20 protein-coding genes and 1 pseudogene are annotated in these 24830 nt (G+C 57.9%); 8 read left to right on the top strand and 13 right to left on the bottom strand.

The genetic code is table 11. The features are described 5' to 3' along the window. Positions 1 to 8: 8 nt before the first annotated feature. From I6F21_RS29950 to I6F21_RS29935, 4 genes are read right to left on the bottom strand one after another with little or no spacing between them, the layout of a single operon-like run. Positions 9 to 569 (bottom strand): cytochrome c, encoded by a 561-nt coding sequence (locus tag I6F21_RS29950; protein ID WP_225183923.1) that lies wholly within the window; start codon positions 567 to 569, stop codon positions 9 to 11. Beyond that, on the bottom strand, positions 556 to 1833 hold the full coding sequence (gene soxC / locus I6F21_RS29945) for a sulfite dehydrogenase (protein ID WP_225183922.1): 1278 nt from the start codon (positions 1831 to 1833) through the stop codon (positions 556 to 558). The genes I6F21_RS29950 and soxC overlap by 14 nt, the downstream gene beginning before the upstream one ends. Positions 1834 to 1893: 60 nt before the next feature. Continuing rightward, the gene (locus I6F21_RS29940; RefSeq protein WP_225183921.1) at positions 1894 to 2649 is read right to left on the bottom strand and encodes a cysteine hydrolase; all 756 of its coding nucleotides are present in this window, start codon (positions 2647 to 2649) and stop codon (positions 1894 to 1896) included. A 31-nt stretch (positions 2650 to 2680) separates the two neighbouring features. Further along, positions 2681 to 3511: an alpha/beta hydrolase gene (locus I6F21_RS29935; RefSeq protein WP_225141740.1), complete on the bottom strand. Its 831-nt coding sequence runs from the start codon at positions 3509 to 3511 to the stop codon at positions 2681 to 2683. A gap of 146 nt (positions 3512 to 3657) precedes the next feature. Here I6F21_RS29935 and I6F21_RS29930 point away from each other — a divergent pair, with 146 nt between their 5' ends. Next, complete coding sequence (locus tag I6F21_RS29930; protein ID WP_225183920.1) at positions 3658 to 4638, top strand: alpha/beta hydrolase; 981 nt, start codon at positions 3658 to 3660, stop codon at positions 4636 to 4638. Between the two features lie 111 nt (positions 4639 to 4749). Here I6F21_RS29930 and I6F21_RS29925 read toward each other — a convergent pair whose 3' ends face one another. Next, the gene (locus I6F21_RS29925) at positions 4750 to 5346 is read right to left on the bottom strand and encodes a response regulator (RefSeq protein ID WP_225183919.1); all 597 of its coding nucleotides are present in this window, start codon (positions 5344 to 5346) and stop codon (positions 4750 to 4752) included. A gap of 35 nt (positions 5347 to 5381) precedes the next feature. Further along, a complete protein-coding gene (locus I6F21_RS29920) occupies positions 5382 to 7094 on the bottom strand; it encodes an ATP-binding protein (protein WP_225183918.1) in 1713 nt (570 codons plus the stop codon). Positions 7095 to 7284: 190 nt separating this feature from the next. Here I6F21_RS29920 and I6F21_RS29915 point away from each other — a divergent pair, with 190 nt between their 5' ends. The 6 genes and pseudogenes from I6F21_RS29915 to I6F21_RS29890 all read left to right on the top strand — a co-directional run bounded on the left by I6F21_RS29915 (position 7285) and on the right by I6F21_RS29890 (position 12386). Further along, the gene (locus I6F21_RS29915; RefSeq protein ID WP_225183917.1) at positions 7285 to 8340 is read left to right on the top strand and encodes a helix-turn-helix domain-containing protein; all 1056 of its coding nucleotides are present in this window, start codon (positions 7285 to 7287) and stop codon (positions 8338 to 8340) included. A gap of 192 nt (positions 8341 to 8532) precedes the next feature. Further along, on the top strand, positions 8533 to 8934 hold the full coding sequence (locus I6F21_RS29910) for a response regulator (RefSeq protein ID WP_225183916.1): 402 nt from the start codon (positions 8533 to 8535) through the stop codon (positions 8932 to 8934). Positions 8935 to 9127: 193 nt separating this feature from the next. Beyond that, positions 9128 to 9703, top strand: coding sequence for an isochorismatase family protein (locus I6F21_RS29905; protein ID WP_225141751.1), 576 nt, complete (start codon positions 9128 to 9130; stop codon positions 9701 to 9703). Between the two features lie 121 nt (positions 9704 to 9824). Then, positions 9825 to 10202 carry a DUF202 domain-containing protein gene (locus tag I6F21_RS29900; protein WP_225141752.1) on the top strand — a complete coding sequence of 126 codons (378 nt, stop codon included), beginning with the start codon at positions 9825 to 9827 and terminating at the stop codon, positions 10200 to 10202. Between the two features lie 252 nt (positions 10203 to 10454). Continuing rightward, positions 10455 to 10919, top strand: a pseudogene (locus I6F21_RS29895) (LysR family transcriptional regulator); the annotation flags it as partial. Between the two features lie 549 nt (positions 10920 to 11468). Continuing rightward, on the top strand, positions 11469 to 12386 hold the full coding sequence (locus I6F21_RS29890; RefSeq protein ID WP_225183915.1) for a LysR family transcriptional regulator: 918 nt from the start codon (positions 11469 to 11471) through the stop codon (positions 12384 to 12386). 159 nt (positions 12387 to 12545) lie between these two features. Here I6F21_RS29890 and I6F21_RS29885 read toward each other — a convergent pair whose 3' ends face one another. The 4 genes from I6F21_RS29885 to I6F21_RS29870 all read right to left on the bottom strand — a co-directional run bounded on the left by I6F21_RS29885 (position 12546) and on the right by I6F21_RS29870 (position 20520). Then, positions 12546 to 15428, bottom strand: coding sequence for a winged helix-turn-helix domain-containing protein (locus tag I6F21_RS29885; RefSeq protein WP_225183914.1), 2883 nt, complete (start codon positions 15426 to 15428; stop codon positions 12546 to 12548). A 458-nt stretch (positions 15429 to 15886) separates the two neighbouring features. After that, a complete protein-coding gene (locus tag I6F21_RS29880) occupies positions 15887 to 16708 on the bottom strand; it encodes an alpha/beta hydrolase (RefSeq protein ID WP_225183945.1) in 822 nt (273 codons plus the stop codon). Between the two features lie 1059 nt (positions 16709 to 17767). Beyond that, a complete protein-coding gene (locus tag I6F21_RS29875) occupies positions 17768 to 19294 on the bottom strand; it encodes a class I adenylate-forming enzyme family protein (protein WP_225183913.1) in 1527 nt (508 codons plus the stop codon). A 776-nt stretch (positions 19295 to 20070) separates the two neighbouring features. Next, entirely contained in the window at positions 20071 to 20520 is a 450-nt protein-coding gene (locus tag I6F21_RS29870) for a cupin domain-containing protein (RefSeq protein ID WP_225183912.1), read from the bottom strand. Positions 20521 to 20868: 348 nt separating this feature from the next. On the opposite strand from I6F21_RS29870, the gene I6F21_RS29865 reads away from it, so the two are divergent. Further along, the gene (locus tag I6F21_RS29865) at positions 20869 to 21579 is read left to right on the top strand and encodes a HAMP domain-containing sensor histidine kinase (protein WP_225183911.1); all 711 of its coding nucleotides are present in this window, start codon (positions 20869 to 20871) and stop codon (positions 21577 to 21579) included. A 301-nt stretch (positions 21580 to 21880) separates the two neighbouring features. Here the strand turns inward: I6F21_RS29865 and I6F21_RS29860 are convergent, their stop codons facing one another. The 3 genes from I6F21_RS29860 to I6F21_RS29850 all read right to left on the bottom strand — a co-directional run bounded on the left by I6F21_RS29860 (position 21881) and on the right by I6F21_RS29850 (position 24586). Further along, positions 21881 to 22552 carry a peroxiredoxin gene (locus I6F21_RS29860; protein WP_225141765.1) on the bottom strand — a complete coding sequence of 224 codons (672 nt, stop codon included), beginning with the start codon at positions 22550 to 22552 and terminating at the stop codon, positions 21881 to 21883. A gap of 154 nt (positions 22553 to 22706) precedes the next feature. Further along, positions 22707 to 23726 carry a ketol-acid reductoisomerase gene (ilvC, locus tag I6F21_RS29855; protein ID WP_035700280.1) on the bottom strand — a complete coding sequence of 340 codons (1020 nt, stop codon included), beginning with the start codon at positions 23724 to 23726 and terminating at the stop codon, positions 22707 to 22709. A gap of 74 nt (positions 23727 to 23800) precedes the next feature. Then, positions 23801 to 24586, bottom strand: coding sequence for a cyclase family protein (locus I6F21_RS29850; RefSeq protein WP_225183910.1), 786 nt, complete (start codon positions 24584 to 24586; stop codon positions 23801 to 23803). Positions 24587 to 24830: the final 244 nt, after the last annotated feature.

The raw sequence follows: 24830 nt of genomic DNA, 5'->3' as shown, positions 1-24830 counted from the left end.
ATTCGCCCTCATTTCGTCTTGAACAGCTTCGCCGGATCGAATGCCGGATCGGGCACGAACCCGTTCCTGTTGGGCATCCGGACATTTGGCAGGCTCTCCCGGTCGAGCTTGCCATCCGCTGCCACGATGCCATTCAAGCTCAAGATGTAAGCCGCCACCGCATAGGTATCGTCGTTGCTGAGCGAACCAGGAGCCTGGTAGGGCATTGCCCTATGGATGTAATCGAATAGCGTGGTAGCGTAGGGCCAGTAGCTGCCGACGGTCTTCACCGGAGCACCGGATGCCAGCGTTCCCTGCCCTCCGACAAGACGATCCTTGATCCCATCGACGCCGTTCTCACCATGGCAAGCGGCGCAATTCTCCGCGAAAACCTGTCTGCCGCGGGCTGCCGTCCCGCTCCCTGGCGGCAATCCGGTTCCATCAGGCCTGACGTCTATGTTCCACAAGGCGATCTCCTGTGGCGTCGCCGGGCGGCCGAAATCGTAGCTGATAACGGGGTCGCGGGCGAGAACGGGCGTCACGAGCGCGAGTGCACCACAAGCCAGGAGCGCTCGATCAATCCAGGACATTGCGGACCTGCCCCTTGTCGTCGATGCTCCAGGTCTGTTGCGCGCTGTAGTGAAACAGCGCGTTCGTGCCCACCGCGGCGATGAACGATTTCCGATCCGGCTGAACATTGCCCTTCTCGTCGGTAGACCGACTGACAATCTTGGTTGGCTTTCCGTCCCAGACCCAGTCTATCTGAAACCGGGTTTGAGCCTTCGGAAGAGCGGGAAGATTGAGCTTCGCCTCCTTCCAGCTCTTTGCCCCATCCGCAGAAACCTCGACCTTGACGATCTTGCCGTGGCCGCTCCAAGCAAGGCCTGTGATACGCTGATAGCCCGGGCGGATCACCATGGTTCCGGAAGGAGAGGTGATAACCGAGTTCGTTTCCATCCGGAGTTGGAACTGGGTCGCCCTACCGTCCGGACGTAGCTGAGTGTATCTGGCCGTCTCCCATCGGGTCATCCAAGGCTGATCGCCGAACTTGAGACGGCGCAGCCATTTGATGTTCAGGTTGCCCTCAAATCCCGGCATGATCAGTCGTATCGGAAAGCCGTGGGCCGGGCGTAGCGGCTCGCCGTTCTGCCCGTAAGCGACGAAGGCCTCGTCCAGGATTTCGTCGGTGAGCGGAATGCTGCGAGCAACACCGGCAGCGTCTCCACCTTCTGCAAGCAACCAATGGGCGTCTCTTTCACGGCCGACCAGCTCGGCTAGGAACCTCAAGGGAACTCCAGTCCACTCGTTCGTGCTGACCAAACCGTGGGTGTTCTGCACGCTGAGACTTTCGTCCGCCTTCTTCCAGTTCTCCCAACCGTTGCCGGTGCATTCAATGAAGACCGTGCGAGTGACCGACGGCATAGCCTTCAAATCTTCGACCGTGAACACCAACGGCTTGCGAACCATGCCATCCGCCAGCAATCGATGCTTGACAGGATCGATGTCCGGCGCGCCTGAATGGCTCCTCTCGTAATGTAGATCCGACGGAGTGATACTGCCGTAGAGCTTATCGAGCGGCGTCTTGGAGTTGATCGCATCGCTCGGATCGACGTTCCTTTTGCCAGGCCCAGCTTCGGGAATGCGGGCCAGGGTGACATATTTGGAACGTTCGCTGCGGGCACCCAGATCGGCTCCGACCTCCCGTGGAGGCACATCGGCAAGGGACTCTGCGGCAGCGCGAGTAGAAACAATGCTCCCGGCGACTCCTGCCGAACTGGCGATGAACTTCCTGCGAGACAGATCGGACATCTTGTCCAGCCCACCCCACGCGGGCAATTGATCTTTGCTCGACATCCTTATCCCTCGCTCTACACGGCCACGTCAGACATTGTCGGTCTGCACGAGCTTGCGAAACTATACCGAGGTATGGTCTGACGCACCCTCGGCGCTCGAACCGTGCACGCTTGCGCCGAGCATCCTTACGAGAGAGTCGGTAGGCAACAATGCGTTCGCCAGCCACCTAAAGTTCAGAAGCGCTGCCGAATAGCCGTCACCCTCCGGGATCCTGCTTCCTGCAGTCGCATCGCGTACGACGGCGACTTCGAATCCATGTTCGACGAAGTCCCGCAGGTGCGATTCTACGCAGAAGTTCGCGGCCATGCCTGCCAGAATCACCTGATCCACCTTGAGCTTGCGCAACTGGAAGATGGTGTCGTTGGTCTGCGGTCCGGCGATCTTGTGCGGCGAGCACACGATTGTCCGGCCATCCTCAATGAGATCCTTGAGCTCCGGGAGCCAATCGGCTCCCGAACAGACGAATCCGTCCACGGACAACGGGCCTGGCCGATCAAACATGCGGAGCTTGTGCATAAGTGCCTCGCCTGGCGCAGCAAAGCTCCATCGGTGATCGTGCGGATAATAGTAGTGAGGCGATATGACGATCGGCAGATTCGCATCTCGCGCCGCCACGAAGAGGCGCCCCAGATTGTTCACTGTATCGAGCTCGGTAATGCTGTCCTTGAACACCTCCCAGGCAGCACCCTTCGGACTCAGAAAATCGATCTGGGGGTCGGTTATCACCAGCGCCGCCCGCGAAACATCCAACGCGAATGGTACGTGTGGAAGCGCAGGATTGGCCGGATCGGCGTAACGCTTGAGGTCTGGTGGCATGGAATTCCCCTTCCAAATACTCGCGCCATCTCTACTTCTGAATGAATGCCAATATGTCGGCATTCAGTCTGTCGGCGTTCGTCGTCAACATGCCGTGTGGAAATCCTTCGTAGACCTTGAGCTCACCTTGCTTCAACTGCTTGACGCTCAGCAGCGCCGAATTCGCGATCGGCACGACCTGGTCATCATTGCCGTGCATAACCAGAACCGGCACGTCGATGCGCGCCAGATCCTCGGTGAAATCGGTTTCCGACCAGACCGCAATGCAGTCGTACTGCGCCTTCGCCGCCCCCATCATCGACTGACGCCACCAGTTCCAAATTGCCGCTTCCAAGACCTTGGCACCCGCTCTGTTGAAGCCGTAGAACGGACCGCGAGCGATATCGAGATAGAATTGAGCGCGATTGGCAAAGAGCGCGTCGCGCAGGCCATCGAAAACCTCCTTGGGCAATCCGTTCGGGTTGCTCTGCTTCTTCAGCATCACCGGCGGAATCGCGCCGACAAGGACCGCTTTCGAAACTCGCCCAGGCTTGGCTTGGGCAACATATCGTGTAGCTTCGCCACCTCCGGTCGAGTGACCCACGTGAACCACGCCGCTCAAATCGAGGTGATCGACGAGCGCCGCGACATCCGCAGCGTAAGTGTTCATGTCCGTTCCCGCGTCTGTCTGAGACGAGCGCCCGTGCCCGCGGCGGTCATGGGCGATGACGCGAAATCCCTTCTCCAGGAAGTAAAGCATCTGAGGATCCCACTCATCAGAACTCAAAGGCCATCCGTGGTGGAAGAAGATGGGCGGAGCGTCCTTGGGACCCCAATCCTTGTAAAAGAGATTGATCCCATCGCTCATGGTCAAAGTGTTCAAGATCGCCTCCGTCAATCGCCTGCAAAGTAGTCAGGGCAGTATGGATCAGCGCCGGCTCCAGCCCAATCATACCTAGGAATGCTTGCGACCGAGCACCGACTGGACTGTCCTCGGTTCTGTTGACCAGCACTTCCAAAGGAGAACTTATGAAAAAGCTGCTGCTCTTGTCGCTCATCGCGATCGTGGGCTTCGTATCGCCGGGCCTCATCGGCCCGACATACGCAAAGGAGGACCGCGCGGTGCTCAAGCCACCGGTCATCGTGCACTACCGTTCAAAGACTATCGACGGCGTGAAAATGTTCTACCGTGAAGCCGGTCCGGGCGACGGCCCGGTCGTGCTTCTGCTCCACGGCTTTCCGACGTCTTCGCACATGTTCCGCAATCTCATTCCCTTGCTGGCCGATCGCTACCATGTCGTCGCTCCGGACTATCCTGGCTTCGGTGAGAGCGACGCGCCAGATCACACAAAGTTCGCGTACACGTTTGGCCACTTCGCCGACATGGTGGACACGCTGATGCAACAGCTTGGGACCCATAAATACGCGATGTACGTCATGGACTACGGAGCGCCGGTCGGCTATCGGCTCGCCCTCAAGCATCCGGACCGGGTTAGCGCTCTGATCGTTCAGAACGGCAACGCTTATGAAGAGGGTTTGCGTGACTTCTGGAACCCGATTAAGACCTATTGGGGTGATAATTCGGAGAAGAATCGCGAGGCGCTGGCTGGCCTAGTCAAGCTCGAGACGACCAAATTCCAGTACACCGACGGCGTGAAGGATCTGACGCGGATCAGCCCGGACAACTGGGTGCATGACCAAGCCGGGCTTGACAGACCGGGCAACAAAGACATCCAGCTCGATCTCTTCAAGGATTACGGCACCAACGTGCCCCTTTACCCCAAGTTTCAGGCATACTTCCGCGAGCGCAAACCGCCCACGCTGATCGTGTGGGGAAAGAACGACAAAATCTTCCCTGAGGAGGGTGCCCATCCCTACCTCCGTGATCTTCCCAAGGCCGAGATGCACATTCTCGACACAGGGCACTTTGCCCTCGAGGACAAGTTGGACGAGATGGCGCCGCTGATCAGAAGCTTTCTCGATCGACATGTGGCCAACACGGAACGATGACGGCCATCCAAACCTGCTTGAGCGCGGTAATCCCGCGCTCAAGCGCCTCGGAAGCAAGCCGTAGCCGGTTCAACCGCTCAGATCACCTTGTAGGTCGTGATAGAATACGTATCAGGACCTGTTGCGGAGAGCTTCTGTCATTCTCACGAGCGCAGCCAGCGAGCGGGCACCCATCTTCTTCATGACGTTGCTGCGGTGAATTTTGACCGTAATCTCGCTAATGGCCATTTTGAACGCGATCTGCTTGTTCATTTGCCCCTCCACGACATGAGAAAGGACTTCGCGTTCGCGGGCCGAAAGGCTGCTCAGACGCTCCTTGAGATCGGCGAACTCTTTTTCCTGAGCACGATTCTCTGCGTCCAGAGAGAGAGCCGAAGTCACGGCGGTCAATAGGTGCTGATCGTCGAACGGCTTGGGCAGAAAGTCCACTGCTCCCGCCTTCATGCCCTGCACCGTCGTTGGAATATCGCCCTGGCCGCTCATCAAGACGACAGGCATCAGTATTCCGGAATCGATCAGACGCCTTTGCAGATCGATCCCACTCACGTCCGGCAAACAGACGTCGAGGACGAGGCAGCCGGGTGACCGCGCGTTTCCAGATTTGATGAATTCCTCCGCGGCCCTGAACTGGCGCACGTTGTGCCCTTCCGATATCAACAGTTCGCCCAAGGCAACACGGAAGCCTTCGTCGTCGTCGATGATATGCACGGACGGAGCCTCACTCCGCCCGGCAGAAGCAGTAATCACCATTCGTCCCTTCGACCTCCGGGTTGATTTCGATCCGCATGCTCATCGGAACCCGATCGAAAGGGCCCGACCGTCATTGCTTGCCGCCCAGCTTCCTGATGTTCTCTACGAGAACCAAGGGGCTGCAGTTTTCCGGGTGACGGCTGCTGCATAGTTGGGTCAGCGTCGACACCGCGACCATTTGCCTCGGATCGCTCCGGCGTCGCCGATTGGGGCGTCTCATCCACCGCACGAATCCACAAAGGCAATGTGCACTCGAATTCAGCTCCGCCACCCTCGCAATTGCGGGCCCTCAAGGTGCCGTCGTGGGCTTCGATCACGGATTTGCTGATCATCAAACCCATTCCGGTCCCTTCTTCTTTCGTCGTGAAGAAGGAATCGAAGATTCGGTTGAAGATCTGTTCGGATATACCAAGTCCGGTGTCACGGACCTTGATGGTCGCGTACCCCTCGGAGTGAGCCAGAGCGACGATGAGCCTTCGCTGACCAATCCCTTGCTCGCGCAGTGCATGCACGGCGTTCAACACGAGATTGGCCAAAGCTTGCTGCAGGGCCACCCGATCGCCAAGGATCCAGACTTCGGTGGTGGGCTTGTCAACCAACAATTCGGCTCCGACATCGGCGATGTCCTGAGCGAGGAGTTCCAGAACGTCTTCGATCAAGCCGATCACGCCGAGTGGCGCGGGCCGCCTTCGTCGCCCCGCGACGAGTTCTTTGGTCTCCCGCACGATGTCGGCTGCTCGATCCCCCTCGCGGACCACCCGTTCGGCCGCCGACAAGGCCGCGCCGACGTCGGGCACTTCGCGACGCAGATAACGGAGACATGTCTGGGCATTCAGAAGGATCGCGCCGATCGGCTGATTGAGTTCATGCGCAATCGCTGCCGACACCGTTCCGACGGACGCGACGCGAGTCGCCCGGGCCAACTCGGCGTTTGCCGCCATCAGGGCGTTGTTGGCCGCCTCCCTTGCGCTGACATCGACCAGCGTCACGATCACGGATCCGGCGCCAGCCCCCTTCAGATTGATTGAAGCGCCGAGAATGACATCCACTTTCTTGCCGTCGACCCTGGTGATGCGGCCACCACCGTCGTAGTATTCCTTGCCGGTCCACATCACCTGCAACAGTTCGAGCAGGCAATCGTCGTCGACGGCAACTGAAGCAATCGTTCTCGGAATTAAATCTACGCCCGGCTTCATGCCGAAATGAACGAACATCGCATCGTTCATGTCGAGCAGGCGGACATTCTCCTTCAAACTGGACAAGAAACCGGGCGTTTCGCGACTGAACTGCACCACGTCGACCACGCCCCTGGCCTTGAGGTTGTCCAGGAAGGGCAGCGCGGGCGAAAAGTCGACCTCCAGAATCGGAAATCGGCTTCGCGTGAAGATTGACTCATACCTCCACTCGCACGCCTGCCGTGCTGCGGCGATTCTTGAAAGAAGCAGACCCGCGACCGCAAGAGCGATGAGCTCTTCTGAGAGCCGCACGACCCCTGCCCAATTGGCAGCCGTCCCCGCGTTCACGACGAAGGCGGCAATCGTCAGCAGTGCAGCTATTGCACTGATCCCGACCAGCCCAGTCTCTCGTCCATTGCGCGAAGTCACGAGCAGCTGCGCGAGAAGGTAGAGAAGGATCGGGCTCGCGGTGTGGCCCACGATCAGATCGAGATGAAACGCCGCAGCGGCAAGTCCGGCCGCCCACAGCAAACTTGTGTATTGCCAGGGGCTGCGACACCTGTTGCGATTGGGCTCCCGGCGAGGTTTGGCAGCCTGTAAGCTTGCCGCCCACCTGCCGGGGTCGCCGGAGGCATCGAACTCCGTGGAAGTATCGGTATCAAAATACCGCTTATCTGCAAGTTTAGGCATTTCGTGGTAGGTGTAACGACGAGATCATCCCATGCGTACCTCCAAGAGCATGAACGTCATCGCGAATTCCTGCTTGGCCAGGACCGAAGCTAATTGTTCTGGGAGTGAAAAATTGCCTGGGAAATCTGGAGATCTCCTTCATCGAAGCTGGACGACAGCCGCCGTCAAGCCGTCAGAACGGTTTGCTTACTACCGCGAGGCGATCTGCCAAGCCTTCATGAGAGTAACGCCCGAGTGTCCCTCCGGCATCGAGTTTTCTGCAAACGGCCAGAGTATTGGCTTGGGAAATGGTGCGCTGAATCGCGTCCAATTTCCGGCGCACACCACGATACGCTCGCGAGCCGACGTTGCGGCATCCGACCGTCGCGGTTTCTATCTCAATCTCAGGCTCGCCGGCGAAAGTGTTGTCGAACAAGCTGGCTGCACCTTCGTTCAGTCGCCCGGCCAAGTGTCGATCATAGACAGCGACCGGCCGTTCAGGTTTGCTCATCAACCGTCGGAGCCCATCAAGGTCGCTTCTTTCTGGGTGCCCGCAGATAATCTGCGCGAGCGACTGGGACCGGCGTTCGACATCAAGCCCGTTCAATTGTCCGGCGATCCTCATCTTGGATCGTTGATTACCGAGACGGCCCGCACGCTGAACGCCAAGGCCTTCTCGATGGAGGCCGACGAAGCTGCGCGGTTGTTCGAGGTCCTTCTTGAACTCGTCGCTCTAGGCCTGAGGCGCGAAAGCCGTGGACTGAAGGAATCGACGTCGATCGCGCATGCAACCTTGCTGTCGGTCAAGCGCGCAATCGAGACGAAACTGCACGAGCCCGGCCTGAAGGCCGTCGATGTCGCGGCTGCAGCAGGCGTAAGCGAGCGCTATGTACATATGCTCCTTGCCAGGACAGGAACGACCTTCTCGGACTACCTGATGGAGCGGCGACTCGATGGAGCTGCTGCGGATTTGCGCAAAGTCGACCCCCTCAATCAGAACGTCGGAAACATCGCGTTCGACTGGGGGTTCGTCGACCTGTCCCATTTCTCGCGACGTTTCAAGCAACGATTCGGAATGCGACCGAGAGACTGGCGGAACCAGAAATAACTAGGGGACGTCCGTCCCCCGTCCGGCGCGCAGCGTTGAGGTGCATTCAGCTCACCCTGGTCACCGGCAGATGACGCCCGTTGCGTCGCAACGTGTGACCCGGTCCATGCTGCATCTCCAGCTAGACGAAGGTATGGGTGAATTCCACGCCCTGCACCATATCATCGGCCGGCAATTGCTCAAATTAACAGCATGGCGGCGGGTGTGGACCAACTTGCAACAATCGCACTCGTCGATGACGATCGAGGGTTCCGCGAAGCTCTGGAGGGCCTCATCCTTTCGCATGGATATAGGGTCTGGGCCTTCGCATCCGCTCGCGCTTTCCTGGTCTCGACGGAAAGATCTAAGGTAGATTGCATTATTCTGGACGCGCGCATGCCCGGCATGAGCGGCCTCGAACTTCAGGCCAGGCTGAACCAGGAAGGCGTCTCCACTCCGATTATATTCCTTACTTCGTACGCTGATCCGGTTATGAAGCGTCAAGCCCTTGATGAGGGCGCAATGGGCTTCTTCGGCAAGCCAGTAGATCATATGGCATTGCTGGAGTGCATCCGTCTTTGTCTCGCGAGAGGGCGGGGGCCATCACGGGCATGAGCGCGCGCCCGACACACGGGCCTCATCATACTCGCGTATGAGTGCCTGGAAGCCCCCTGCCGCCCTACTCTTCTTCCGCGAGTTCATCGGCCCAATCCACCGATGGCGGCATCTGCGTCGGCGTCCCATTGCGGCGCGTAACGCTCGCAATCGCTCAGCCGCGGAAATCATATTCACGGAGAAGGACTCAACCATGCACAAGAAAGCTTTCACACCCGAAACGGCCGCCATGATCTTGATTGATCATCAGCTCGGAACGATGTCCTGGACTCACTCTCACGACATAAACCTTGTGAAGTTGAACACGATAAAGCTTGCCAAAATTGCCAAGGCATCCGGCATGCCGACAGTCCTCACGACGAGCATGGAAGAACATGCGCAGGGTCCTCTGCTTTCGGATATCCAAGAAATTCTTCCCGACGCTTTCGCCTCACGGATCAGGCGTCCCGGCATCGTAAATGCCATGCATCACCAGGGTTTCAACGACGCAGTCAAGGCGACCGGTCGAACGAAGCTGTACGTCGCGGGGATCACAACCGAAATCTGCGTTCTCTTTCCCGTTTTGCAGATGATTGATGAAGGATACGAAGTCCAGGTTTCGGCCGACGCATCGGCATCCTACACGAAATTCGGCGACGACATTGCGCTTCGGCGCATGGAAAACGCGGGCGCCATCATCACCACAATGGACCAGATCGTCTCCGAATTGGCAGTCGATTGGACCCAGCCGCTCGGAAGCAAGCTGAGCGGAATTCTCAACTATCATTAATGTTTGGACCAACAAGGCGAGCTCCGAGGGCCCGGCGTTTCAGCATGGACTGCAGCCGATATTCCTCCGCAGTCCATATCGGCCCGAGTGGCACGCTCCGGGTCTCGGACGGTCGGGCGAGATGATTGATAAATACTCAGACCATTCCGCTAACGAGCGCACTTTCTTGGCTTGGATACGAACCGGGATCGCAATGATCGCATTCGGTTTCGCTATCGGCAAAGTCAACCTGCTGATTTGGAGCCTCGAACAGCGGGTCGCCGTCCCGCCTGGTCATAACACCTGCCCCTGGTCGAGATCTTTCGGTCACCTCGACGGTCTATTGCTGGTCTTCGGTGGGATGTCACTCATCGCGGTCGCGACTAGGCGATTCGTGCGCATCCGAAGGCTCATCGATGCGTCGGAAGTTCATTCGGCTGGAGGCGTACTCGCCGAACTTGGAGTTTCGATCGTCGTGATCATGGCCACTATTGCAGCCTTCATCAGCCTTCAATTATAGCTCTCGTTTCCCTTCAGGCCAGCCTGGGGCGAATGATCTCAACGGCGCCCCCGTGATCCGGATTGCCGCACTTGAAACTGCGCTTCAATTTCATCGTCTTTAGGGCCGTGCTCCTTTTTGGCGTGCTTGATTCGTCCACCCAAGTGACGACGCCAAAGGCACCACGTTTATTTAAGCCAAGCTAGTCTTGCGATTGTCGGCGCGGTAGCCATGCGTCATGGTAAGCCGTGTCGCAAAAGGTGGAATGCGACCATGGAATTGGAAGACTTACAGACCTTCCTCGAGGTGGCGAAATCGGGCGGAGTTTCTGCTGCGGCCCGCAGGCTGGGTCTAGCGAGTCCGCTATAAGCCGGCGGCTGTTCCGCCTAGAGGACGAGCTTGGCGTTGAACTTTTGGCACGCAACACGCGCGGCGCGGCTTTAACAGAAGCGGGCGTAATCTTTCGCGAGCATGCGGCACGAGTCTGCGCTGAATCGAGATCGCACGGGAGGAACTATTGCCGGAGGGCTATCTGCGCGGCCTGCTCAGGGTGGCGGGTCCAATCCTCCTTCAACCAGCACTTCGCACCGTCGCTCGCCGAGATGGCGCGACGTCCCCCACTACTCAACATCCACGTCCGTTATAGTGACGGCTACGTCGACCTGATCGGCGAAGGCTTCGATTGTAGAATCAGGGTGGGATAACCTTCCCGACTCCGATCTTGTCGCTCGCCCGATCAGCTCCTTTCAGGTTGCGGTCAGTGACCTCCACTTAAACTTGAGTATGATGTCCAATTTGGTTGTCGCGATGAACAGTGATCGCTCGCGCCTGAAACGATGGTACACGGACGCCGCAATCAGAAAATGCCCTTCATCCAGAAACAGCCTCCACAAGCCCAGACCTCAAACAACATTGTCCTGCTGCCGATACAGTTGGGCATGATCCTTTCGGGGTGGGCCAGAAGTAAGCGACCAAGTAGACGTTGCTCGCTCCGTGATCCTAAATGAAACGAAGATTTCTCATAGCCAACGAATCCCAGCGACCCTTACACGCCGTAGATGTTCCAGTTTGATCTGTTGGCATCAACTGCGCCGAGCGCAGTAGCCGCTCCACGAGGCTGCAGCGACTTGCAAAGTTCAACGCCTGCGCCCAAGTCGACATGTGAGAAATTACCCGCTCGTCGAGCTCCAGCGACTTTGGTTACCCCTGTCGGTTCACGACGCGATTGCATCCGAGGAGAACACGACCTGGGAGACGCCAGGTCGCCGAACTGGAGAGGACCATATCGTGGATAGACTGGGTGCGATGGCGATCCTTCTGAAGACCGTGGACGCAGGCAGTCTTTCCGCCGCCGCCAAGGAGCTCGATGTGCCGCTTGCCAGTGTCAGCCGGCGAATTGCGGAGTTGGAGTCTCACCTCGACACACGCCTTTTGAACAGAACGAGCCGCCGATTGAGCTTGACGGAAGCGGGACAGCTGTATGTCGAAGCAAGCAGGCGCATTCTCGAGCAGGTCGAGGAAGCCGAACGCACCGCAACGGGGGTCTATCACGATCTAAAAGGGCAATTGAGCATCGCGGCCCCGGTGGTCTTCGGTCGCACGCACATCATTCCGATCGTTTCGGATTTCCTGCGCAAGTACGCTGACATCGACATCAGGCTTGTGCTCGCCGATCGGCTGCTTGACCTCCTCGAGGCTGAGATCGATGTCGCCATCCGGATCGGAGACCTCGATGACAGCAGCTTGATCGCCTTGAGGGTCGGCTCGGTTCGTCGTGTGACTTGTGCCAGCCCGACATATCTGGCCACTCACGGTTGGCCGAAAGACCCGCAGGACCTATTGCGGCATACTTGCATCACCTTCGACAACCTCGCGTCGTCGGCGGCTTGGCGATTTGCGGGGCCGAAAGGTCAAGTGGTTGTTCCCGTACACTCCCGGCTGACGGTTTCAACCGCAGAGGCCGCAGTGGATGCAGCCGTCGCAGGATTGGGGCTTACACGCTTGCTCTCTTATCAAATTGCACACGAGATCCATGCGGGTCGACTCGCGGTCGTTCTCGAAGACTACGAACTGCCGATTTGGCCGGTCAGCATCGTACATGCGGGTCAGCAACTCCTGCCCAAAAAGGTACGCGCGTTCCTCGACTTCGGGGTCCCCAGATTAAGAGATCTCCTGAGGCAGGATCCTGACGCATTCCAGCCCTAACGCACGACACGGCGCATTCCTGCGTCCTTGCGTTCTCAACTTCTTCCGCTCACGACCGCTGCCCCCGTCTTCAGGCCCGTTTGGCATTCGACAGAACGGCAGCTTGATCGATCGCAAGAGGATCGCTCAGCGAGCAGTTCCGGCGTCCTTCGCGACCATTCAACCTTTCGCGATAAAACTGTTTGCCTCTGCGAGAAGCCTGTAAGCGGATCGCATAATGGGTTGATCAAGCCCTTCTTCAAAGCCGCTGATTGTGCTCCCAATTATCGTAGCTGCGTCGTCGGCGCGCCCACTCGCAAGCACGAGTCGCGCCAAGGATATCGCCGCCCGCAGTTCGAATCCCTTTGCCGACTGATAACGCGCATCCGCCACAGCCTGACGCAGATGATGTTCGGCCTGATCCAGATCGGGTACGGGGCCCTTTGCAATAATCTCGCCACGTGCGCGAAGCATGTCGGGTAGCAGATACAACTCTCCGCTGGATTCCGCCCGGCAAATGGCTTCATCGAGGGTCTCCATCGCCTCCGCGATCAGTCCGTCCGCAGCGAGAGCTTCAGAGAGCGAACGCAAGAACTCCGTCGAGAGCACCCTGTGACGATGGGCATGAAGAACGGAGATGGCTGCTCTCAGGTCGGCTATCCCCATGTCAATGTTGCCGCGCAGCACCGCGACTTCACCGCGCATCGCGATAGCGACCGCATGGTATGGTTCAAGCGCGTTGTCCGCGGCGCAAGCCATAATGCGTTCGATCTGCGCTCCTGCCTTATCGAGATCCTCGGACCAGATGGCAATCGTGGTTGTGTAGATCAACGCGATGCACAGCGCAACTGGCTGCTGTCTCTCGTTCGCTTCGATAATGACCTCATGAGCAAGAGCCACGGCTCGATCGAGAAAGCCGCGCACCCACAGCGTACGCACCAGCACGATCAACCCACGAATTCGGTGGTCGTATCCAATCGAATTGAACTGAGAGGCGTCAATGTGAACTGAACGCCGTAGTGCCGCCTCACAATAGATCTGGGCATTCACCTGATCGCCGCCCAAGTGACAGGTGGTCCCCTGCATCCATTCAGTCATCGCCAACAGATCATCGCGAGAGGTTCGCGCAGCAAGCTCCATCGCTCGGCGCGATACCTCTTTCATTCCATGAATGTCTGCGATGCGCGCCCGGAAGATATGCATTGCCGACAAGAGGCGGAGTTCCTGTTCATCGCTCTCCAGCGCTTTGGCGAGCGACAGGCCCCGCTCGATCGAATGTCGCGTTTCCTCTCGATTACCCCGCGTAAACATCTCGGAAACGGCGAGCCCTTCCCATAGAGTAAGCTCGATCTCGGAACCGCGTTCAGAGTCGCAAAGGAGGTGGAGCGCCCACTCGCACCATTTTCTACATTCCTCGAGAAGAGAGCGCCGAAGTAGAAGGGGGACGGCTCGAACAACCAGTTGGACGGCCGTTCTGCGTTCCGACCGATTTGAAAAGCACCAATCCAAGGCAATTCGCAAATTGCCCATGAGACTGACAATATCCTCCTGAACGAGACTTTCCCCTGTTTGACACGATCGTTGAACTGCTATGAGACGGCTGACGACATAACTGGCGTGACGGCGAGCGACAGACGCGTGTTCTCCGCTTTCCGCGAGCTTCGCCGCAGCATATGTCCTAGTCATGTCCAGAAGACGATATCGAACCTCGCCGTTCGTTCCATCGACGCTAATCAATGATTTTTCCGCGAGCCCGACCAATGAATTGACGACCTCGAGCGGATCAATGCGGTCGTCGGCAACGACTTCCTCTGCAACGCGCACAGTGATTGAACCGACAAAGATCGATAGGCGGGCAAGCACCAACTGATCCGCCCTGCCAAGACAATTGTAACTCCAGTCCAACACCGCGTTCATTGTCTGGTGACGGCAGACGGCACCGCGACGCCCCTGCCACATCAGCTTGAACCGGTGATTCATCAATTCGCTGGTGCCGATGATGCCGTGACTGGCGGCGCGACTTGCCGCAAGCTCGATCGCCAGCGCCATCCCCTCAAGACGACGGCAGATCGAAACTACCGATGGAACCTCCTCGTCAGCAAGGGCACGCCGATGACCGTTAGCCGCCGCGCGCTCCATAAAAAGCTGAATCGCAGGCCACTCGATCGCCTGATCAGCGCCGAGATCTGCACCATCGGGCGGGCAGGCAAGGCCCTCCAGGCGATAAACATTCTCACCCTCAGCGCGCAAACCTTCGCGACTTGTCGTCAAAATGGATAGATTTGGTGCTCCGGCGAAGAGGCGCTCGGCCGCCGCCGATGCCGCCCCGATGACATGTTCACAATTGTCGAGCACCATCAGCAACCGACGGTTTCCTATATGGGCGATCACTTCGCCCAGTGCATCGCCCGACTGGGTGGTCAGGCAAAATGCGGCGGCAATCGCGACGTCGACACATTCCTCGCTAGTGACGATGCTCAAATCAACGAAGATTGCTTGGTTGTCGAAGTCCCCCATCAGCGCGTGAGCAACCGCGATCGCAACGACCGTCTTGCCCATCCCCCCTGCCCCAACGACGCTGACAAATCGTGAGGTATGCAGCGACGCAGAAATTTCTGCGATGTCGTCCGCACGGCCGATAATCCTACGAAACGCCGACGGGAAGGTTCGGAAGCAGTTCTGGATGGAATCGGTCGGAAGGCCGAACGACGCTCGACTCAGCGTCTCCTCACGCTCGACCCGCGCGACGAAGGAATACCCCCGTCGCGGCACGGTCTTGATATATTCGATACCATCTTTCGCGTCTCCTAGCGTGCTCCGGAGGGCCGCGATCTGAACGCGTAGGTTGCTGTCGTCGACAACAAGGCCGGACCAGGCAGACTCCATCAATTGCAGACGGGTCACGACGTTTCCGGAATTTTGGACGAGCACCAGCAAGATGTCGAACCCACGCCCGACCAGCTTCACCTCTTCACCATCACGACAAAGACGCCGTTCCAGCGGCCAGAGTTGGTAAGGTCCGAACTTCAGTACTTCCCGAGGGTCAGGAGACATCTCACTCATTCACGACTCGATGACGAGGCAATCAGGGCCCCTGTGCTTGAGTCCCTCTTGTCCAAGTCAATTTTGCCAACTGACCGCCTCGCATATCGCTCGCCGCGAGCGACACAGCTGGCCAAGCATACAGCAGCAGTCACGGACAACGCGCTTGCTCTTGGGAAAGGTAATATCAGTGCCCTGAAATAGGAGTAGAAGTGTTGGCGTCCAGGGCATTCGCTCGCGGACGATCGTTTGCTGCCTCCTCAGTCGGTAACTACTTCCCCAGCGCGAGAAGTCTCCGCAACCCAGAGGATCAGTTATGTCGATGCCTTCAATCGCTTCCTTCCGACCGCCAATCTACAGCCGCGGGATCATTGAAGCGTGCGGCGCCGATAGGTGCTTTGAACTGAACGAACTCGCTGACGCTCCCAGCCGCGCCATGACCTCTCCACAACCGGTGAGCAATGTGGTCAGTACGTCTTCTATCGTTGGCGCTCCAGGTCGCCTGCGAGGAAGCGCTTGATCGCATCGTTGAAGAATAACGGATCTTGCAAGAAGGCAAAATGACTGACGTTTGGGAGGATCAACAGCCCTGCACGCGGAATGGTCGCTGCCATGTATTCCGTATGCTCCCGCTTGATTCCTTCATCGTGCTCTCCGTCAACCACCCAGACCGGGGCGTGGATGGTGCGGAGCTGCGCATCGTCCCAGTTCGGCTGGCTTTGCCACATCTTGTCGATCTGCTCCTGAAACGCGGCATATTCGTTCGGAGTAGGAGAAAGTCGCGCATAGTCCCTCCCCGCACGCGCCATGTAGGCCGCAAATACCGGGTTATTGGCAAAGTCGTCCTGAAGGCCAGACGTCTTGGTATTAGCACCGAACGCAAAGACGCGCGTCACCCGATCGGGATAGCGCATTGCCAGATCAAGCCCGACGATCCCACCATCGCTCCAACCGACAATTGCCGCTCTGTCGATTCGCAAATGGTCCAGCAGTGCAACAACATCATCCGCCATGAGATCATAGCTGAAGGGCCGTTGGTCTCGTGTGCTGCGCCCGTGGCCGCGGCTGTCGACTAGAATGACCCGGTAAGAACTCTCGAGGGCACGGGCCTGGTCGGCAAGATAGTCGGAGTTTGCGAGCCCGCCGTGCAGCAAAACCACGGGCGGGCCGACCCCGATCTCCGTATAAAACAGATGGATGCCGTTGATTTCGATGCTGCCGCCATGAGAACCAATAGGCGCCGGAGTAGGCGGTAATGTTCTCCATAGCTCCTCGGCGGAGACCCCGGGCGCGAACGCCATGACGAGGAGAGCGGTCAATACTCGGTAGATGCGTAAAATGCCGCAACCGCTGCCGCCGGTCCACCGCTTGTGCGATCCGCAGCTCGCTCTCCCCGGTGATTCCGTGTCCGCCCGAGTTCGCGCCTTGATGTACGATCTCACCTTGTCCGTGGCATGGGATCTGATCATTTTTTCTACGCCTTTCTAATGGGTGCGCGACAAATCGCTCGACTCACCGTATCGAGACCTGTCGTGCGGACGGATCGACGACGTCCTGACGACCACGCCCGCAAGCGTCCAATGCACGCTGCACTGGCCCGCTGCATTCGGTGCAGCCCCAGATGCACATTTGCCTGCTTCCGGCAAAGCCGTCATCGATCTCCGAGCACACGTGTGCTCGACTCTCTTGTTGATTGGCTCCAAAGCGGCAGCGCCTGGATGGTCTTCGCCCCATCATCAACGCAGAGATCACCCCTCCGCAACGCAGCCTGCCCCCGAGAACCAAGCATGTTCAGGTCATCGTGTAGACACCGCGCGAGATATTGGCACATTCGTCCCGCTACAACAGGCGCATGCGAGAAGCATGGTTGTTCAATCTGAGATCATCACAATCATGTGCAGCGAAGACTGAGGCTGCCGTGCAAAGGCGGCACTGTACGCCGCAGTCCACTGGGCACATCCTCATCCGTAGCGTTCTCTTACTTGTCTGTCGCCCAACTCTGCGTCTGGTCTCATTGGCCAAACCGACACCCTTCATCGCTACTCCTGACACCGGAGTCTGCTTTCGAGTCAGCAATAGCTTCTGAACGATCGAGCATGTCTGCGATGGCGGACAACTCAGGATAAAACGCCTTTACGTACGCCAGACCACCAGCCAGTACGGCTGCAAGGCCCAAGGACATGATCCCCAATAGCGAACGCACGAGATCGGATTGCGCGCATAGATGATAACTCGTTCGGCACCTCAACATCACCCGAGACTTAAGGTTCGCTTCACCCAATTGCGGTGAGGAATGGCGGGCAACTTGCCGGCTGGACGGCAGTCCGGGCCTAAATGACCTCTCTGATCTCTCGTCGTGTTCACCGCGGAGATACATCGAACACCTTCGCACAGCTCTGTCGAGTTACTCTGGCCGCCACGGCCTTCAATGCGGTTCTATCGAACTTACTCAACGCACTACGTGGCATATCAAGAAGAACTTTCAGCCGCACAGGTAGTTTGTAGTTCGCAAGCTTGCTTGAAGCGTTCCGCAGGATCTCGGCACAAATCCACTCCTTCGCCCCGACAGCGAGCCTGACGAAGCCGAATACCCTCTGCCCGAGCACCTCGTCCGAAATTCCAACAACCGCCGCCTCGACGACAAGCGAGTGCGATGCGACGAGCGATTCTTCAACCTCGAGCGGCGAGACGTTAGCGCCACCGACGACAATGATGTCTTTCTTCCGCGAGACGTACCACAACTCCTCCTCGTTGCCGCGACGCATGATGTCGCCGGTATGGTACCAACCTCCTCTGAGGCTTTCTGCGGTCGCCTCAGGATCATTCCAGTACCCCAGAAACACATTCGATCCCTGGACCAAAAGCTCACCTGCCTCCAGCGGAGCGACATCATCCCCGGCTTCGTTCACAATCCTGATCTTTGCTCCTTTTGAAATCCGCTCGACCGGACCCGGTACCGTCCCAAATGTCAGCGATCCCACAACTTCCGTCGCCTCCCACAGATTGTAGAGCGGCGCATCAAAGGCGCTTGAGACTTGAAGCTGCAGCTCCAACGGACACACATCAGCTGCGGTGATACAGATCCGCAACGAAGATAGATCTCGCTCGCGAGATCGCTGTCGTTCCAGCAGCGCGCTATACTGCGCCGGAAACGCCATGAACCACGTACAGCCATAGCGCTCGATGCTCTCGAGACACTCATCGACGTCGAATGTTTCAAGTAAAACGAAAGGGACACCAAGTTGGATAAATGACAGGACGCTCATCAATCCACAAATATGAGCCATCGACAGATGAACCACTATGACGTCATCGACCGACAGTTCCCAATTATCGATAATCATTGCGGTTGAGCTGGCTAAGGTCTCCCTGCTGTGCGTCACCAGTTTTGGTTGAGCTGATGTTCCAGATGTACAAATCAGGACGGCAGGCTCATCCTTTCTCGAACAGTGTGTCGGCAAATGTTTCACTGGGCTCTCGAAGAGTTCATGCCACGATCGGGCTCCTGCTCCATCCAGGCCGTTCACCAGAAAGCGCTTATCGTGCGGCAACGTCCCCTCGTCGAGGAAGGCAATATTCTCGTAGAGACGAGCGTCGCCTACATAGACTGTCGGCAGCAACCGGCGCACGAGCGACCGTAGCTCTTCGAACTTGAGGGCGGCATGGAATGGAGACGCGATGGCGCCGAGCCGAAAGCAAGCGTAGTAGGCTGCTATTAACTCGGGCCCGTTGTGAAGATGGAGGGCTACGCGGTCACCAGGCTCAACCCCCATCGCGGCTAGGCCCCTGGCGAGCTTTTCTGCTTCGGCACCGAGTCCTCCGTATGTCCACGGGACGCCCTTATAGATGAGTGCGGTCTTATCTGGCCGAACGACGATCTGGCGCATTAGGGCATCGATGGGGGCCGCTTTGCATGTCATCTGGTGTCCGATCCAACCATCGCGCGATACACGAGCAGCAACGTAGAGCCTCGGTAGAGCGCACTGAATGCTGATCCGGCTCAGACCATAAGATTTCGCCGGCTTCGATGTGCAAGGGTAACGATTATAAGAGATCTCGGCACGTAAGATCTTGCAAATCGAGGCAAGGATACGCAACAGGTCCATCGCTCAGCGCAGTCAGCTGATGCTCTGGCATGGGCGATCGGACGAGAACTGGCATGAGGTCGTGTCGACACTTAAGCGACATTGACATCGTTTCCGAACTTCGTCGGCTCCGCCGCCGAATGTTGGATCGATCAACGATTGAAGCAGGTCGGGCGGCGCGCGCCGGTGCTCGCGTCATTGCATAATCAGCAACGGTTCTCGACGCACGGACATCGCAAGCTCGGTGGCTAAGATGCGGCTTTGCACCGGCAGCTTGTGGGGCTTTGGCCGCGCTCTCACGCAAGCGATTCTCGATGTCGGTGACAATCTGGGTGCAACGACACGTTATTCTGAGCCGAGCAATGCGGCTCGTCACCACATCGCTCGGCGCAACCAACGAGGACATGCCGCGGACCTGCAGCCTGACCCAGTCCGTTGGATCAGCATAGCCAAGTAGACGACATGAGCTTTGGCTCCTGATAGACCGTCGTGCCGGGCTTTCTACGGAATCCCGAAGCGCGACCTCCGGATGCCCGTAAACTGACTAGTACAAACACATAGCGAGGTAATTCACTTCGTCAGTCCTTGAGCACAGTGTTGTTTGCTCCCTTTTCGACGAGATCAATGACAAGGAGCTTAGTTGGCGCTTGTCCAACGTTCCGACCCTGATGCCAGTGCCCAACTGACTCCAAGATGAAATCGCCCTCCTTGAACACTTCTGTTTTTCCGGTCTCGGTGTTCGCCACCTGTAATGCCCCCTTGAGGACGTATCCATAACGAGGATACGGATGTTTATGTACTGGGAGTTTAGCGCCAGCCGGAATCTCGAACATCGACACCACCACCTGCGCGTCTTTCTGTGGAAGTACGACAGGATCACCTGCTGTCGTTGTCGAGCTCGACATCACTTGCCTCACGACCACGCTTGCTGCGGCTGCTTCTCTGCCACGCCCTTCATCGGCAGCAAGTCCGGGAACAGTGGCTGCGACGATAATTCCGGCAATCGATATCACGACTTTTAGCTTCATTCCGACACTCCAGCTTGCATTCACATACTTGTAGCCCTCCATATCGATAACAACTTCAGTCGGCGTCGCATGTTAATTCTTGAAAATAGTTGCGGTCTGCTCCCGTAAGATTCGAACCGCCTTCGAAGTGATCGAGCTTGCACGAAACGATCGGGCGAACGCTTCACGCTCGAATATCGAAATGGTACTCGCCTCCACCGGGTAATCATAGGTATGATTGCAGCACCGTGGAGCTCGCAATAAGTGTCAGTGCCATTCTTAGCCTCGCAGGAGATGTCGAAGATGCCGACCTCAGGGATTTGCAACGACGGAACGGCGGTAGAGGCGTCTCGTTTGGCAATGTCAAGAATGATGGCCGTTGCCGGGCACGATCTGAAGCAACCAATCCAAGTCGCTATGCTTTGCATGGAAAAGGCCGTCGAAGAGGGCGTCACAAAAAAGGCCGCTCACCTGCTGCGCACCGCGGTGGAGGCGATGGGAAGGCTCAGCAGCGAACTTAACGACATCGCCCGTCTGTCGCAGATGCATTCCGTGTTTCCGAAACGGCGTGTCGTGCGCATGACCGAGGTCCTGTCACGAATCGGACGCGAGTGGCGTATGCATGCACACCTTCGTCGCATCAACTTGACAGTGTGCCGATCGGATCATCTGGTAAGGACTGATCCGGAGATGCTCTACACGATTCTGCGGAATTTTCTCGACAATGCCCTGAAGTACAGCGAAGCAGGTGGACACATTAGAGTTATATGCCGGGCAGCGGGCGACAACCTCCGCGTCGACGTTGAGGATGATGGATGCGGCATTGCGCCTGGTGTCCTCGATAGGATCTTTGATGCATTCGAACGAGGCGATCAATCGGACCATTCGGATGGTCTCGGACTCGGCCTGTTGATTGCCCACCAAACGGCCGGCCTGCTCCGTCATCGGATATCTGTGCGATCCGTGCAAGATTCAGGCTCGCGTTTTTCTGTCGAGGTGCCGCTCCACTTTTGCGACGCCGGACGCGCACAGGCAGGAGCCACCAAGGACGAGACGGCGGCACATCGCGAACACGCATAATGCGAGAGCCTGCGTAATGCCCGTCATCTCGCGAAGGCATCAGCATTGACCTCGCCTCGGTCACTCTCAATGCGGCGCTCAACGAGCTCCGCGTTAGTCCGACCGGCTTGACAAAATAGTCGGCTTGCACTGCTCCGTCATGGCGACCTCCCGCCGAGTGGATCGCCATGACGCAGGACAATCATGCCCGCAGAACACACGTTTGCGATCTGCAAACCGAAATATGGCGCATCCAATTACCTCAGATAGGTATCGTCGGTGGGGACGCGCTTCGGATTGTCGTCGACGAAGGCGGCATGCGTCATTCTTCCTTGGGCTGGGGGACGACGCGCAGATAAGGCTTTAGCACGGTGAACCCGTCTGGAAACTTCGCACGAGCCTCGTCATCGCTCACCGACGTCGCAATGATCACATCATCTCCCTGGTTCCAGTCTGCCGGAGTCGAAACACTGTGCTTCGCGGACAATTGGAGAGCGTCGACGACCCGCAATATCTCTGCGAAATTGCGGCCCGTCGACATCGGGTACGATATGAGTAGTTTGATCCTCTTGTCGGGACTGATGACGTAGACATTCCGAACGGTCTGGTTATCGACTGCGGTCCGGGAACTTGATGTGGGCGCGGCATCTGCTGGCAGCATCCCGTATAATTTCGACACGACCAGTTCAGTGTCGGCAATCATGGGAAAGTTTGGCGCATGGCCCTGAGTTTCTTCAATGTCATGCGCCCATTCGGCATGTCGGCTCACGGGATCGACGCTGAGCCCGATCACCTTTACGCCTCGCTTATCGAACTCCGGCTTCAGCCTGGCCAAAGCTCCGAGTTCGGTCGTGCATACCGGCGTGAAGTCTTTTGGGTGCGAGAACAAGATTCCCCAAGCGGTGCCCAACCAGTCATGAAAACTAATTTGCCCTTCGGTCGTAGCTGCCTCGAAATCTGGTGCCGGAGAACCGATAGCCAGCGGTCCGTTCATTGCGACTTCTCCTGTATTCTCGCAGAGGTTTGGATCGCGCTCGTTGGCGCGAGGTATTGGATCGTGTTGACTCGTTGACGGTTTTGGTGCGATGGGCTCGATCGTCTCAGCGCCCTCCTTAGCTGAATGGTTGTAGGTCGATCCGTCTGAAGGCTCAGTTCTTGCTCTTGTCGACCAGCGCGCCCTTCTTGATCCAGGGCATCATGTCGCGGAGTTTCGCGCCGACTTCCTCGATCGGGTGCGCGGCAAGCTTGGCGCGGGTCGCCTTGAACGAGGTCTGGTTGACCTTGTTCTCGAGCATCCAGTCGCGCGCGAACTTGCCGCCCTGGATGTCGGCCAGAACCTTGCGCATCTCCTTCTTGGTCTCGTCGGTGATGATGCGCGGGCCGGTGACGTACTCGCCGTATTCGGCGGTGTTGGAGATCGAGTAGTTCATGTTGGCGATGCCGCCTTCATAGATCAGGTCGACGATCAGCTTCACTTCGTGCAGGCACTCGAAATAGGCCATCTCCGGCGCGTAACCGGCTTCGACCAGGGTCTCGTAGCCGCCCTTGATCAGCTCGACCAGGCCGCCGCAGAGCACCACCTGCTCGCCGAATAGGTCGGTCTCGCACTCTTCCTTGAAGGTGGTCTCGATGATCCCGGCGCGGCCGCCGCCGATGGCGGAGGCGTAGGACAGGCCGAGATCATGGGCATTGCCCGAGACGTCCTTGGCGATCGCGATCAGGCAGGGCACGCCGCCGCCGCGCTGATACTCCGAGCGCACGGTGTGGCCGGGCCCCTTCGGCGCGATCATCAGGACGTCGAGGTCGGCGCGCGGATCGAGCAGGTTGAAGTGGACGTTGAGGCCGTGCGCGAACACCAGCGCCGCACCCTTCTTCATGTTGTCGTGCAGGTGCTCGCGGTAGATGTCGCCCTGGAGTTCGTCCGGGGTCAGCATCATGACGAGGTCGGCCCATTTGGCCGCTTCGGCGACTTCCATCACCTTGAAGCCGGCGTTCTCCGCCTTCTTGGCCGAAGCTGAGCCCTTGCGCAGCGCGATGGCGACTTCCTTGACGCCGGAATCCTTCAGGTTGAGCGCATGGGCGTGGCCCTGGCTGCCATAGCCGACGATGGCGACCTTCTTGCCCTTGATCAGGTTCAGGTCGGCGTCGCGATCGTAGTAAACACGCATGGATTCTTCCTTCCGTTCGGTGACTGAGGCTCTACCAACTCGCTCGTTGGTGATCCTTCGGCTGACGCTACCGGCTAGTCATAGAAGAACGCGACCACCCGTGCTGGTGCGGCCGAGGCGTTGTGGAGCCGCAACGGGAAGACGCCAACATCGAATCCGTGCGCCGGAAGCAACTCAAGCCCGCGAAGCTGCTCGATATGCCAATAGGGCTTGCGCCGGCCTACCAAATGGCCGGACCAAAACAGGTCATTCCGGTTCTCGGCTCGGCTGCGGCGGATCTGATGGTGGAATGGCAAATCCCACCCCCATTGATCGATCCCCATAACTTTCACACCTTGATCAATCAGCCATTCGGTCGCGGAGGGTCCCACTCCGGTGCCGCGTTTCCAATAGTCCGCTTGCCCTTGATATCGGTCACGTCCCGTCCGAATCAAAGCGATCGTTCCGCAAGCCAGCGTCGCTCCGGTTGCGGCAAGCGAACCTTGCAGATCCGCGACCTCAATTTCCTCGCCGTCCCGCTTGTGGGACATATCGAGCACCACACCTGCACCGAACATCAAGTCCAACGGCATTTGCTCGATGGTCGGCAACTTGCGTCCTTCAGCATCGGTTGGACCATAGTGCCAAGGTGCATCGATGTGCGTTGTCGAATGCACGCCCAGTCGGGTGATCGTATCGTCAGCCCAGCCCGCGAAGTCTTGTGGAAACAAGCGAAAGGGCAGACCAAGCATGCGTACCAGCCAACGTGCGCGACCGTGGGAATAGTGCTTCACCTTCACTTTCATGAAGAACGGATCAGCACGATTTTCAACGATCTCTTTTGAGAGATCGATGAACCGCGATGGTTGCAAGCGTGTCACAGAATACCTCGTGAATCGATCGCGGTGATGAGACGAACGACGGCGGCCGATCTCCGGTTTAACTTTGAAGTGCAGTGACGCGTCCTCATGTGTGCGAATTTCGGTTCGTCAACGTCTTCAAAACTTCAGAAAGTGCAGGTAGAAGCTGAAGCGGCGGTGTGCGGGCGCTTCGCGCAACGACATACAAAGTGTCGGCATCGCCGCAGCCAGCGCAAAAGACCGCGGCAGCGTCCTGAGATGGTTT

Origin of the sequence: Bradyrhizobium sp. NBAIM03 (assembly GCF_020194055.1) — a bacterium.
In the GTDB taxonomy this organism is placed as follows: Bacteria; Pseudomonadota; Alphaproteobacteria; order Rhizobiales; family Xanthobacteraceae; genus Bradyrhizobium; species Bradyrhizobium yuanmingense.
Note: the sequence above shows the minus strand (reverse complement) of the source record. Positions and strands in the feature narration are given on the sequence as shown.